11 protein-coding genes are annotated in these 12,916 nt (G+C 62.4%); 4 read left to right on the forward strand and 7 right to left on the reverse strand.

What is annotated here, in order from left to right:
• Positions 1-8: 8 nt before the first annotated feature.
• On the reverse strand, positions 9-932 hold the full coding sequence (gene dapA, locus P0D71_RS16735; protein ID WP_408481082.1) for a 4-hydroxy-tetrahydrodipicolinate synthase: 924 nt from the start codon (positions 930-932) through the stop codon (positions 9-11).
• Positions 933-1,315: 383 nt separating this feature from the next.
• Here dapA and P0D71_RS16740 point away from each other — a divergent pair, with 383 nt between their 5' ends.
• Positions 1,316-2,608: an aspartate carbamoyltransferase gene (locus P0D71_RS16740; RefSeq protein WP_091802691.1), complete on the forward strand. Its 1,293-nt coding sequence runs from the start codon at positions 1,316-1,318 to the stop codon at positions 2,606-2,608.
• A gap of 46 nt (positions 2,609-2,654) precedes the next feature.
• Here the strand turns inward: P0D71_RS16740 and P0D71_RS16745 are convergent, their stop codons facing one another.
• A complete protein-coding gene (locus tag P0D71_RS16745) occupies positions 2,655-3,506 on the reverse strand; it encodes an alpha/beta hydrolase (protein WP_091802694.1) in 852 nt (283 codons plus the stop codon).
• A gap of 181 nt (positions 3,507-3,687) precedes the next feature.
• Entirely contained in the window at positions 3,688-4,569 is an 882-nt protein-coding gene (locus P0D71_RS16750; RefSeq protein ID WP_408481084.1) for an aldo/keto reductase family oxidoreductase, read from the reverse strand.
• 104 nt (positions 4,570-4,673) lie between these two features.
• Here P0D71_RS16750 and P0D71_RS16755 point away from each other — a divergent pair, with 104 nt between their 5' ends.
• A complete protein-coding gene (locus P0D71_RS16755; protein ID WP_408481086.1) occupies positions 4,674-5,576 on the forward strand; it encodes a LysR family transcriptional regulator in 903 nt (300 codons plus the stop codon).
• Positions 5,577-5,725: 149 nt separating this feature from the next.
• Entirely contained in the window at positions 5,726-6,943 is a 1,218-nt protein-coding gene (locus P0D71_RS16760) for a sensor histidine kinase (protein WP_091802703.1), read from the forward strand.
• A gap of 145 nt (positions 6,944-7,088) precedes the next feature.
• Here the strand turns inward: P0D71_RS16760 and P0D71_RS16765 are convergent, their stop codons facing one another.
• The 3 genes from P0D71_RS16765 to dld all read right to left on the reverse strand — a co-directional run bounded on the left by P0D71_RS16765 (position 7,089) and on the right by dld (position 10,462).
• Complete coding sequence (locus P0D71_RS16765; protein WP_408481089.1) at positions 7,089-7,436, reverse strand: hypothetical protein; 348 nt, start codon at positions 7,434-7,436, stop codon at positions 7,089-7,091.
• Between the two features lie 11 nt (positions 7,437-7,447).
• Positions 7,448-8,461 carry a hypothetical protein gene (locus P0D71_RS16770; protein WP_408481091.1) on the reverse strand — a complete coding sequence of 338 codons (1,014 nt, stop codon included), beginning with the start codon at positions 8,459-8,461 and terminating at the stop codon, positions 7,448-7,450.
• A 261-nt stretch (positions 8,462-8,722) separates the two neighbouring features.
• Positions 8,723-10,462 (reverse strand): D-lactate dehydrogenase, encoded by a 1,740-nt coding sequence (gene dld, locus P0D71_RS16775; protein ID WP_408481093.1) that lies wholly within the window; start codon positions 10,460-10,462, stop codon positions 8,723-8,725.
• Positions 10,463-10,618: 156 nt separating this feature from the next.
• On the opposite strand from dld, the gene P0D71_RS16780 reads away from it, so the two are divergent.
• Positions 10,619-11,518, forward strand: coding sequence for a LysR family transcriptional regulator (locus P0D71_RS16780; protein WP_091802714.1), 900 nt, complete (start codon positions 10,619-10,621; stop codon positions 11,516-11,518).
• A 199-nt stretch (positions 11,519-11,717) separates the two neighbouring features.
• Here P0D71_RS16780 and P0D71_RS16785 read toward each other — a convergent pair whose 3' ends face one another.
• On the reverse strand, positions 11,718-12,302 hold the full coding sequence (locus tag P0D71_RS16785) for a hypothetical protein (protein ID WP_408481095.1): 585 nt from the start codon (positions 12,300-12,302) through the stop codon (positions 11,718-11,720).
• Between the last annotated feature and the right edge of the window lie 614 nt (positions 12,303-12,916).

Consider the following 12,916-nt stretch of genomic DNA (forward strand, 5'->3'; position numbering starts at 1 on the left):
CGCTTCGCTCAAACCGACGCCGCGGCTTCCCGCGATTCGATCCGCTCCCGTTCAGCCAACGCTTCGAGCCGCTCGCGCAGCGCACTGCTGGCACGCGTCATCGGCATGCGCAGTTCGTCGCGTATCAGTCCTTGCGCGGCGAGCATTGCCTTGACGGGCGCGGGGTTCGGTTCGGCGAACAGCGCCTGGATCAGCGGCGCGAGCGCATGGAAAATGCGCCGGCCTTCGTCGAGCCGCCCTGCCGCCAGCGCGCGATATAGCGCGACAAAGCGCTCGGGCCGCAGATGCGCGGACGCCGCAATCGCCCCGCTGCCCCCCAGACACAAGTTGCTCAAAATATTGATGTCCTCACCCGCGAGCACCCGCAGGCGGCCGTCGCGAATCAGCGCGAGCGTGGTGTCGAGCGAACCGGCGCAATCCTTTATCGCCTGAATCCGCGGATGGGCGGCAAGCGTGAGCAGCGTGTCGAGTTCGAGCCGCACGCCGGTTCGATACGGAATGTCGTACAGCACCACCGGCTTCTCGCTCGCATCCGCAAGCGCTGTGAAGTGGTCGACAATTCCGGCTTGCGAAGGCCGGATGTAGTACGGGGCGGCCATCAGCACACCGGCAATCGGCAGCGGATTCAGCTGCTCGATGCGCTCGCGCATGCTCGCCGTGTGATTGCCCGACACGCCGACCACCACCGGTAGCGCCCGCGCGTCTTGCGCCTGGCGAGCGGCGGCCTGAGCTTCGTCGAGAATCGTCGCCAGCACGGCGTCCTGCTCGGCGGCGTCGAGCGCGGCCGGTTCGCCGGTCGTGCCGAGCGCGACCAGCCCGGCAATGCCCGCGCCTGTATAGCGGCGCACCAGCGCGCGCAAGGCGGCGTGATCGACGGCGCCGTCGGCGAACGGCGTGATGAGCGGAACCCAGATACCCGAAAAAATAGACATGTCCTTACCTCGATGACGACCGTATCGATTCCGTGCAGCGTGCGAGGGAGGAAAGACAGGAAGTGCCCAAGGGGCGTTGACCGGCTGTTCCGTCGCATCTGACGGAACAGCGTGCTCCGGTCAGATGAGCGGCTGTTTTTTGGCTTTGGCGCTGACGTTCGAATCACACGCGCGTGCGACTACGGCGCTCGCAAAAGCGAGGCGTGCGAAGGTCGACAGGCGGAGTCTGAATGTTGGGCCGGAATGCATGAGACGCAGTGTAACCGCGAGCGGCGCGGCTTGGCAAAGCCCATCTCGAAATGACTTGACTTCTGGCGCAGGGAAATTAATATACGCAACGCGTACATCGCACCCACTACTCCCCTCTTCCGACAGGTGCCTCAATGAGCGTCCCGCAGCAAGCCTTCCTACGCGACGCGATGCGTCGCCTGAATATGACGCGCGACACGTTCGCGAGTCGCATCGGGGTGTCGCGCCGGGCGCTCGATACCTGGCTCCTGCCGGACGATTCGCAGGAATCGCGGGCCATGCCGGAAATCGTCGAGCGTTTCGTGTCGGAAATCGTCGTGCACGGTGAGCCGGGAGAAAAATATACGCAAAGCGTAGATTCGCAGTCGCTCGCGAGCCAGATGCTATTCGAGGGCAAGCCGCAGTTGCTCTCCGTGGATCAATTCTCGCGCGACTCAGTGGAAGCGCTGTTCCGCGTGGCCGACATCATGCAGCCCATCGCCCGCCGCCGCAAAATCTCCCGTGTGCTGGAAGGCGCGGTGCTCGGCAATCTGTTCTTCGAGGCCAGCACACGGACCCGTGTGAGTTTCGGCTCGGCGTTCTGCCGGCTGGGCGGCTCGGTCTGCGACACCACCGGCTTCACCTTTTCGTCGATGGCCAAGGGCGAGTCGATCTACGACACCAGCCGCGTGATGAGCGGCTATGTGGACGCGCTGGTGATCCGCCACCCGGAGCAAGGCTCGGTGGCCGAATTCGCGCGCGCCACGAATGTGCCGGTAATTAACGGCGGCGACGGTCCGGGCGAACACCCGAGCCAGGCGCTGCTCGATCTGTACACCATTCAGCGTGAGTTCTCGCGCCTCGGCAAGATTGTCGACGGCGCCCATATCGCGCTGGTCGGCGACCTGAAATACGGGCGCACCGTGCATTCGCTGGTCAAGCTGCTGGCGCTGTATCGCGGCATCAAGTTCACGCTGATTTCGCCGCCCATGCTCGAAATGCCGAGCTACATCATCGAGCAGATTTCGCGCAACGACCACGTGATCGAGCAGACCCACGACCTGACCGCCGGCCTGCGCGGCGCCGACGTGGTGTACGCCACGCGCATCCAGAAAGAGCGCTTCACCGACGAATCGTTCGAAGGCTACACGCCGGATTTCCAGATCAATCAGGCTCTCGTGGATAGCGTGTGCGGCGCCGACACGCTGATCATGCACCCGCTGCCGCGCGACAGCCGGCCTGGCGCGAACGATCTGAGCGTGGACCTGAATCACGACTCGCGGCTGGCGATCTTCCGGCAAACCGACAACGGCATTCCGGTGCGGATGGCGATTTTCGCGGTGCTGCTGGGCGTCGAGAAACTGGTCCAGCATTCCATGCGCGATGCGGCATGGCGCCCGCCGGCCTATCTCGGACCGGACGACGCGGTATTTCACGGCATCGACTGACGGATTGGCGGGCGGCCTGAAACCGCCCCAAAGCACGGCACAGGACTCAAGCCGCGGCGCTCGTCGCGCTGCTCCCATTGCGCTTGAACGCCCCGGCGAAGAACAGCACCTGATACTGCACCGCATTGGCCCAATACTTCCAGGTGTGGCCGCCGGGCCGCTCCGCGTAGTCGTGGGGCACGCCGAGTTCGACCAGCCGCTCGTGCAGCGTGCGGTTCGACTGCACCAGCGAGTCGTTCACCCCGCAATCGATCGTGAGAGCGATATGCGCGTTGCCGAAACTGCGCGCATTTTCCACGATCGCCTCGTTGTTCCAGAAATCGGCATGCCGCGTGGGATCGCCGAAAACACGGTCGATGCCCGGCTCATCCTCGCAGCCGCGCGGATCCACCGCTCCGCTGATACTGCCCGCGGCGCCAAATTCGTCCGGACGGTCCAGCGCGATATGCAATGCGCCGAATCCACCCATGCTCAAGCCGGTAATGGCGCGCGCCGCGCGCGTCGCGATCGTGCGGAAATGCGCGTCGACGTAAGTCACGACCTCCGTACCGACATAGGTTTCGTATCGGCTGCGCGGATCGACCGGGCTGTCGATATACCAGCTTTCGTGACCGCCGTCGGGCATGACGAGTATCACGTGATAGCGGTCGGCCAACTTGCCTATCTGCGAATTCGAGGTCCAGTCGGTATAGTCGCCGCCCGAACCGTGCAACAGATAGACGACGGGAAAGCGGTCAGCCCCCTTGCCGCGCGCATATTGGTCGGGCAGCACGACCGTCGCTTCGAGCGACTTATGCATCGCAACGCTAGGAATGGCGACGACCCGGGCCTGGAATGCCCAGGCGGGCGTCGTTAAAAGCAGCATCAGAATGAGCCAGAACGCACGAGCTTTGTTCATGGTTTGTCGCTCTTCCCTATCTAGGTGTCCGAAGAACACTGTCCGGTATCCGGCGGCAAAACTCTTCGAGAACTCTAGCAACGGCGACTTACAACCAAATTTCAGCGAAGCATACGATCCCGTCAGCTTGGGTCGGCTCCGGGCGCCGCGCGATCCTTGAGGGACCCGGCGAGAGCCTTTATCACGCCTCGCCGTTAGCGCCGCCTATCGCATCCAGCCGGGCGCACACGTCGTCGGTCAATTTCAACTGCGCCGCCTGCAGATTTTCGCGCAGATGCCCCAATGTCGACGTGCCGGGGATCAGCAGAATGTTCGGTGACCGATGCAACAGCCAGGCGAGCGCCACCTGCATCGGCGTCGCGCCGAGTGTTCGCGCAATGTCGGAAAGCGCGGTCGACTGAATCGGCGTGAAGCCGCCGAGCGGAAAGAACGGCACATAGGCAATGCCCTTCTCCGCGAGGTCGTCGATCAGCGTGTCGTCTTCCCGGTGAACGAGGTTGTAGTGATTCTGCACGCAGACGATTTCGGCAATCCTCTGCGCCTCCGTTATCTGCGTGGCGGTCACGTTGCTCAAGCCGATGTGGCGCACGAGCCCGCGCCGTTGAAGTTCGGCAAGGGCAGTCACCTGTTTTTCGAGCGAACCTTCAGCGGGTGCATGCACGTTGCCCATCATCCGCATATTGACGACATCGATCACGTCGAGCCCGAGATTGCGCAGATTGTCGTGCACGCCACGCTCGATATCTTCCGGTTCGAGTGCCGGCAACCACGCGCCATCGCTGCCACGCACGGCGCCGACTTTGGTGACGATCACAAGGTCGTCGGAGTAAGGATGCAGCGCTTCGCGAATCAACTGGTTGGTGACGTGCGGCCCATAGAAGTCGCTCGTATCGATGTGATTGACGCCCGCCGCCACGGCCTCGCGCAGCACGGCAAGCGCCGCGTGGCGATCTTTCGGCGGCCCGAATACGCCAGGTCCGGCCAGTTGCATGGCACCGTAGCCCATGCGGCGCACAGGACGGCCGGCCAGTGGGAACGTGTCCGTAAGGATGGGATTCGACATGCTGCTCTCCTGGGTGAGTGGTTGAGCAGGAGTATGGTCGTGGTTGCGTTGTTTAATAAAGCCATCTAACGTGTACAGGTTGTTTAATAAAGTGAACAATCGACATGGAATTGAACGATCTGGCCGCATTCGTCTCGGTTGCCCGCGCAGGCGGCTTTCGGGACGCCGCGCGCATCAGCAACGTTTCGGCGTCGAGTTTGAGCATCGCCGTGCGGCGTCTCGAAGCAAAGCTCGGTCTGCGCCTGCTCAACCGCACCACGCGCAGTGTGGCCCCGACTGAAGCCGGGTTGCGCCTCATCGAGAAGCTGACGCCGCTGTTCAGCGAGATGGAAGCGGCGCTGGACGTGCTGAACGTATTCAGGGACAAGCCGGCCGGCACACTCAAACTGAACGTGCCGTCGAGCGCCGCGCGGATCGTCTTGCCGACCATCATCGCGGCGTTCCTGAAGGCGTATCCCGACATCCGCGTCGAGGTCGTGGTCGAAGATGGCTTCGTCGACGTGCTCTCTATCGGCTGCGACGCCGGCATTCGCTACGACGAGCGACTCGAACAGGACATGATCGCGATTCCCATCGGGCCGCGCGTGCAACGCTTCGCCACGGCGGCCGCGCCGGGCTATCTCGACGAGCACGGCCGCCCCGACCACCCGGGCGAACTGCTTTCGCATGCGTGCCTGCGCGGCCAGTTCGCAGGGGGCGCAATGCCGATCTGGTATTTCGAGCGCGACGGCGAAGTGTTGCAGTTGAATCCATCGGGACCGCTGCTGGTGCGGCCCGGCGCGGCAATCGACCTGGCCATCAGCGCGGCTGTCGCCGGCGTGGGTGTCATTCATTTGTTCGAAGACATGCTGCGCCCGCATCTGGACAGCGGAGCGTTGGAGCCGATTCTGGAGTCGTGGTGGCAGCGTTTTTCAGGCCCGTTTCTCTACTATCCCGGGCGTCGCCATTTGCCGGCACCGTTACGCGCGTTCGTCGACTTTTTGAAAGCGCTCGATCCGCCTGCCTGACGCGGGTCCATAGCGAGCCATGCCTGCTACATTGACCGTGGCGGAAGCCGCCGGAGCCAGCGTCGCTGCAATGCTCTCCCAGCCGCGCTGGAGATGCTCCACAATGCGCGATTGCGGCGATAATGTTGCGAACTGATCCGAACCCGACCATGACCGATACACGCGTTAGCCCCCTGCGCAAATTTGCCGACTTCATTCGCTCGGAGCGCACCCGGTTCACCCAGCAGTGGATGAACGCCGTATTCGGCGACGTCGATCTCATCGAAGCGGACAAGCTCACTTACCAGCAGCTGGCGGATCATCTGCCGGAAATTCTCGAAGGCCTGTGCGCGGCGCTCGATATCGAAGATCTCGAACGGGTCGAACCGGCCATCGAGCGCGATGCGAGAAAACACGGCAAGGTGCGCTGGCGTCAGGGCTACCGTATCGAAGAACTGGTCCGCGAGCTCGATCTCTTTCATCAGGTGCTCGCCGACGCGCTCGAAGAATTCGCCGTTCTCGACGACACCTTCACGCGCCGCCATGAAAGCCGGGCACGCCGCCTGATTGCTGAAACGCTCAGCATGGTCACGCTCACGTCGATTAAAGAAGTGGTGAGCGAACGGGACCGCAAGATCGACGAATACACCGGCCGGCTCGAACGCGCCAATCACGAACTCACACTGAAACAGCGTCTGGTGAGCGACCTGTACGAGTCGCGCATGCAGATCACGCGCAGCGTGGTCCACGATCTGCGCAACTTTCTGAACGCCTTTTCCATCGCCTTGCAGTTGATCGCGCGCGCGCCCGCGAAAGCCGATACCGCGTTGACGCTGGCGAACCGCCAGGCTGCCGATATGAAGCAGCTCGTCGATCAGATCGTCGAGTATTCCGTAGTGCTTGGCGACGGCGCCCCGCTCGTGCTCGAACAGGTCGATCCGCGCGAGCTCTACGATGAACTCGTCACGTCTTCACGTCCTTCGATCGAGGCCAAAGGGCTCACGTTGCGTGCCTCTTATGACCCGGCATTGACCGCGGTCACGTCCAATCGTCTCAAGCTCAAACAGATTGCGGTCAATCTGCTCTCCAACGCCATCAAGTACACGAAGTCCGGTGAAATCGAACTCAACTTCGCGCTGGCCGGCGAGTCGCACTGGTCGATTCGCGTCTCCGACACGGGCGTGGGTATTGCGCCTTCGGACGCGGACCGCGTGTTCGACGAATTCGAGCGCGCCGCAGGCGAAGATATTCCCGGCACGGGCCTGGGTCTCGCGATCGTGAAGGAGTTGTGCCGGGTGTTGAATGGACACATCGATTTTGTGTCGCGCGAAGGTGTAGGGACCACGTTTGAAATTCGCTTCCCGCTGGTGATCGCGGAACCGCAATAAGGCTTCGGGAGACAGGTAATTGGCGAGGCTGACTGCGAATCAGCCCCACGTTCTTGCGGCAGGAAGCGAGTAGAGCGAGCTTACTTGCGCAGGAATGACGCGACCGATGGCATCAGCCGGCGTGCGCTGGGTGTCGATCTTACCGTTACTCCACTGGCTCATTGTTGGCCGCCGACACACATCCACTCATCGCGCCGCCCTTGTCGCTCAGCCCGCGCACGACCACTTCGGATGATTTGCCATCACGTCTCGCCAGCTCCGCAAGGTCGAGCAGCGCCGCGTACCGGGTGGAGCAATCCCGCGACGACCCACTCGCCCTGCGCGTATCCGCTGCTGTCCCGAAGCGGCTCATTGCAATCACCAATCCTGTCGCAACGACGATCGCTGCGAGCGCACCTGGTTTGTAGAATCGCCGGGGCCGCGATTCATCGAAAGGGAGCACGCGCACTGCGCTTTCACCCTGCTCAACCGTCCCGCGTGGTTTGACTCGCATGGCTGCTCCCATCAAGACCAGTGCGCCGGCACCCACACACGCCCGACCCAATGGCCCGGCACCCAAACCACCGGACGCGGCGCCGGCGCGACATACACGACCCGCGGAGCGACATACACGGACGGCGGAGGCGGCGGCGCGTAGACAACCGGCGGCGCAACCACCACCGGCTTCGGTGCCACGACCACCGGAGCGGGCGCCACGACCACCGGAGGCGGCGCCACATAGGCCACCGGCTGCGTGACCACCACCGGCTTCGGCGCCACGACGACCGTCGTGCCACCTGTCGCAACAACACCTGTGCTTGCCACAACCGTCCCGCTCGACGTCACCGTGTTGCCGTGCGTGCCCGTCACGCTCGACGAGGTCGTCACGACACCCGGCGCAACACGTGTGGCCGAACCTGAGTGATCGACGCTACCGCCATTCCAACCGTTCACCGTGCCCGAACGCGAGCATGTCGAGCCAGCGCAATTCGTCGACGCCGAATGGTTGACCGTATTGCCGTTCGAGCCGGTCACCGATCCGGACGACGAATACTGCCCCGGGCCGTTCTTCGTGACATCGCCTGAGGTGGTCGCGGTTTTGCCGTCAGGACCCGTGAGGGAGCCGGTATGCGAGCACGTTCCACCGGCGCAGTTGGTGTCGCCCGAGTGTTGGACCGAGTTGCCATAGCGGCCCGTCGCGGTGCCCGAATTCGAAAACTGGCCGGGTGCGGTGCGCGTGACCGTGCCGGTGTTGGTGGCGAGGCCTCCGTAGGGGCCGGCAACGCCGCCGGCATGCGAACAACTACCGCCGCCGCACGAGCCGTAACGCGCGCCGTTATAGGTGCCGTGCGAGGTGTACGCCGTGCCATGTTGCGACCAGGCGAACGCCGATGCACTGCCGAGCGCGAGCACGGCCGCGGCGGCGGAGAAAATGAGCTTGCGCAGCGCGTTGCGTGCGCATGAACGGGCCTGCTCCGAGGCGGAAACAGAGGCAACGGCGGAGACGGTGGCCGGGGCAACGAACGAACGATTCTTCACGATATGTCCTTCCTGGATTCGGGCCACTCCGGTCACTGCGGCGTGGCAACGAACGGACTATAGAAGGACGCATCGACATAATCGACAAGGAAGATATGTCGCGCTGTTTCACCACGAGGAAGCCCCGTGGGACAAGGGTTTGCGGCCTCTTTCCCGGCTGCGCGACATATTCCGACATAGATTGTTACAGGGCAATCGGTGACTCGCCGCCGCTTCACGCGAACCACGTCCGCGCTCATCATGTCGCCCGGTCGCGGCGCTTCAACCCGCCGCTTCGCGGTACTTCGCGAACTTCGAAGTCTGTCCGATTCCCGGGTTGAAGCAGTTGCAAGGATCGAGCTGCTGATAAAACGCGGCGAGTTGCGGCTTCGCGTGATACAGATGGCCGACGTTATGTTCCGCCGGATATTCCGCGCCGCGGCGATCGAGCAGCGTCCACATCTTGTGTTCGACTTCGAGGCAATCGTTGCCCTTCCTGACGATGTAATCCTGGTGAAACACGTGGCACAGGAAGTGGCCGTAGTACAGCTTGATGGAGATCGTCTGCTCGATCTCCGGCGGCAGCGTTTCGATCCAGTCGCGATCATTGCGGCGCAGCGCCACGTCGAGCGCGACGATGTCCTCCACCTCGCGCGCATGCACGGCGCGATAGCGGACCGCGGCGCCGGCGGCGGCAAAGCGCTGCAGGAACGCTTTTCTGCCCTCTTCGTCGGTGCATTCGAAATAGCCGCCGGTCGCGTGCTCAAAGTAGCCCGAAAGAAACGCGCGCGTTTCGGCGACACTGTCGGCCGCGACCTTCAGCATCAGGTGATGCTCGTACTTGTCACGATACTGCTTCATGCGCGGCGGCAGATGGCTCGGGAACAGGCGGCTCGCGGCCTGCATGACGCGGTCGGTGAAATGCGCAGGAAGAAAACCGAGGCGATCGAACAGCGCGTCGCACCGGCTTTTCAAGCCGAACAACGCCGGCAGCCGCGACGTGCCGAGATAGTTGATCGCGAGGAACATATCCTTGCCGTATTCCTCGGCAATGTCGAAGGCGTCGCGATGCAGATACTCACCCGAGATCGGCAGATGCTTGAAGTCGTGCAGCGCGTGCCGACGAATGTCGGTGAGTTCGTCCGGCAAATTCGTGCCGATATAGAACACCTTGGCGTTCTGCTCGATCGGAAACGTGTCGAGCCGCACGCCGAACACCATCAGCTTGCCGGCCGAGCCCGACGCTTCATGGAGGCGCTGCGGATCGGCGTTGAAGCGCGCCGGTGTATCGGCATCGATCTCGCGCACGTGAGTCGCGTAACCGTGGTCCGAACCGGCGCCCGCGTCGTGCCGGACGTCGGCATCCGAAAACTCACCGCGTTCGAGCCGGCCGAGAATCTCGTCGGGCGTCTTGCCGAGTTCGATTCCCAGATGATTGACGAGGCTCAGTCTGCCCGTCGCATCGACCCGCGCAAATGCCGCCATTTCCGTATAGGCCGGGCCGCGCTGCACCAGCGCACCACCGGAGTTGTTGCAGACCCCGCCGAATACCGACGCGCCGATACAGCTCGAGCCGATCACGGAATGTGGCTCGCGGCCGAGCGGTTTCAGCACTTTCTCCAGTTGATCGAGCGTTGCCCCCGGAAGGCAGACGACCTGCTTGCCGTCGTCGATGACATACACCTTCTTCATGCGGGTCGTGCTGACGATCACGATGTCGCGATCGTAGTCGTTGCCGTCAGGCGTCGAGCCGCCCGTGAGGCCCGTATTCGAAGCCTGCGTAATGACGATCACGTTCGCCGCGATGCATGCCTGCAGCACCTTCCATTGTTCGACGACGGTGCCTGGGCGCACCACCGCCAGCGCCTTGCCTGCGCCGAAACGAAAACCCGTGCGGTAGCGTCGGGTCGCGCCGTCATCGGTCAGGGTGTGCTTCTTGCCGACGATGTTGCGCAGATCCGCAACGAGGCCTTGGGCCGCGCCGGCCGGCAGGTTTGCTAGTGCTGTGCGCGCTGCTGACATCGAACTTCTCCTCGGGAAAGGGTGACTGTGACGCGCCTCGCTTCCGGCCAGTGGCTTCGGGTGCGGCCTTTAAGCGCATCGGATTGACGCCAAGGTTAGAATCAGCGCGGTCATTAGTCCAATATCTCGAAGCCACATTTTGGAGACGAAAAAGATATGGAATTTCGTCAGTTGCGCTATTTCCTCGCCGTTGCCGAGCATCTGCATTTCACGGACGCCGCCACGCACCTCGGCATTGCCCAACCGCCTTTGAGCCAGCAGATCCTGAAGCTCGAACGGGAAATCGGCACGCCGTTGTTCATTCGTCATCCGCGCCGTGTCGAGTTGACCGAGGCCGGGCGGCTGTTTCGCGAGCGTGCTCAGCGAATCGTCGAAGACGCGCGCGAGGCTTTCGTCGAAGTGCAGAATGCGGGACGCGGGGAGACGGGTCGACTGTCGCTCGGGTTCGCGGGCTCCACGGTGTTCCACCCCACTGTCGCGCTGACGATGCAACGCTATCGGCACGCCTATGAGCGCGTGTCGATCAGTTGCGAGGAGAGCAACAGCTCGCTGCTGCTCGACAAGGTTGCCGAGCGGCAACTCGATGCCGCGCTCGTGCGTATGCCGCTGAACTGCCGGGATCTGATCGTGGAACCGCTGGTGGACGAAGACATGCTGGTTGTGCTGCCGGCGAGCCATCGGTTGAACCGGCGGCGGCGCGTCAATCTGGCAGACCTTGCGCACGATCCGTTTATCTTCTTTCCGCGGCCGATCGGTCCTGACCTGTACGACTCGATTATTAGCGCCTGCCGCGAAGCAGGCTTTGCGCCCATCATCAGCATGGAGTCGCCGCAGATCTCGTCGGCGGCGAACCTCGTGGCAGCAGGATTCGGGGTCGCGGTGGTTCCCGCATCGATCCGGCAGATCCAGGTCGAAGGGGTGTCTTACCATGAACTGCAAGGCAAGCCGCTTTCAACGGGTATCGCGTTGATTCATCGGCAACGTGAGAAGTCGCCGACCGTGCTGAATTTCGTGAGGACTTTGCGGCAGCAGCGGGCTGCCTCGCGCGCGGCATGAGGCCACCTCGCCACTGACAAACAGATGCCTTTGCCATGCAGGGTGTGTTGTGTGATGGAGGCGGCCGCCTGCAGACAGGCATGCGGGCTCCGAAGAGCCCACATGTACCGCCTGGCATGGCGGTGTCGTCATGCCAGAATGCTTGACGTCACGGCGGTGCTTGCGTTGACCGCCGTGACTGCGGCGATTACTGCGGTGATTACTGCGCCGTATCTTGCGGCGTCACCTGAACGGCCGCTGCCGAGACAAAGACAGCGTGAATCGTATCGCCTACCTTGACGTCCTTCAGATCCACGTCGGGACCGACCTGGAGCGTTTGCGTCTGATATGCGCCGCGCAGCGTGACCAGACGCTTCTTGCGATCGATCTTCTGCACAGTGGCAAGCACCTCGACCTGGCGCGCCGATTCGAAGCCGCCCGAGGCGGGGGCGTACACCTGCGTGTCGACACGCGCGCGAACACCCTTGTCTTTGCCGGTGACCTTCTCGGCCTTCACGAGCAGCGCGTTCTTGTAGAGCACGTCGACCCGGTCACCCATTTTCAACTGGTCGAAACCCGCCACCTGCTGGCTCACCAGTACGACCACCGCGTTACCGCCCGGCCCCTTGAGCGTGAGCGTGCGGGTGCCCGGATCGATACCGACGATCTGTGCCTTCACGTGCACCGGCTCCACGGCGCTGACAACGCCCTGCGCCGCATTGGCCATGGAATCTTGCGCCCATGCCGGCTGAGCTGCGGCGAACGCCGCGACCATCAACGCTGCGCCAATTGTCGCTGCCTTCATATACGTGCTCCTTGGAAAAATAGTTTGATGCAGCGTAACGGCGATCTGAAACTTGGGAATGCCCATATTTAACGCCGCGAGTACCTGTACGTCTTCAGGATGATAGTTTTAAGAGGTACGACTCGGACGATTTTACATGGCTTACTGCACGCCGTGATTGATCGAATTGTGATTTTCGAATCAATGCGAAATCGATGTAAATCGCCGCGACGTGGCGTCGCAGCGGCACTTTGAATATTGACAATGCTGTGACATTTCGAGGCCATTCATATTGAGCGGCGTGTCTCAAATGCAAACAGCATTAAACACATACTGCAATACCCGCGAGCGGGCAATCAATGTCCCGAGATATTCGGACTTAATCCCAACCTTCCATGGTCCGAATTAGATTCACAGTCGAAATATGCACGATCTACGCATGGCAAAAAAACAGCCTCGTCGCGTGAGCGAAGAGGCTGTTTCCTTTTTACTTGAACCCGAGCTTGGACCAACGCGCGCGCTGGCCCCTAATCAATCACACTGCTCTATCACACCCGTTCAATCGCGATCGCAATACCCTGGCCAACGCCGATACACATCGTGCACAGCGCGAAACGGCCTTGCGTGCGCTGCAG

The sequence above is a fragment of the Paraburkholderia sp. RL17-383-BIF-A genome (assembly GCF_046028015.1).
GTDB lineage: Bacteria > Pseudomonadota > Gammaproteobacteria > Burkholderiales > Burkholderiaceae > Paraburkholderia.

Coding starts and splice junctions, on each gene's coding strand:
- dapA (WP_408481082.1), bottom strand. CDS start 932: ATGTCTATTTTTTCGGGTATCTGGGTTCCGCTCATCACGCCGTTCGCC.
- P0D71_RS16740 (WP_091802691.1), top strand. CDS start 1,316: ATGAGCGTCCCGCAGCAAGCCTTCCTACGCGACGCGATGCGTCGCCTG.
- P0D71_RS16745 (WP_091802694.1), bottom strand. CDS start 3,506: ATGAACAAAGCTCGTGCGTTCTGGCTCATTCTGATGCTGCTTTTAACG.
- P0D71_RS16750 (WP_408481084.1), bottom strand. CDS start 4,569: ATGTCGAATCCCATCCTTACGGACACGTTCCCACTGGCCGGCCGTCCT.
- P0D71_RS16755 (WP_408481086.1), top strand. CDS start 4,674: ATGGAATTGAACGATCTGGCCGCATTCGTCTCGGTTGCCCGCGCAGGC.
- P0D71_RS16760 (WP_091802703.1), top strand. CDS start 5,726: ATGACCGATACACGCGTTAGCCCCCTGCGCAAATTTGCCGACTTCATT.
- P0D71_RS16765 (WP_408481089.1), bottom strand. CDS start 7,436: ATGCGAGTCAAACCACGCGGGACGGTTGAGCAGGGTGAAAGCGCAGTG.
- dld (WP_408481093.1), bottom strand. CDS start 10,462: ATGTCAGCAGCGCGCACAGCACTAGCAAACCTGCCGGCCGGCGCGGCC.
- P0D71_RS16780 (WP_091802714.1), top strand. CDS start 10,619: ATGGAATTTCGTCAGTTGCGCTATTTCCTCGCCGTTGCCGAGCATCTG.
- P0D71_RS16785 (WP_408481095.1), bottom strand. CDS start 12,302: ATGAAGGCAGCGACAATTGGCGCAGCGTTGATGGTCGCGGCGTTCGCC.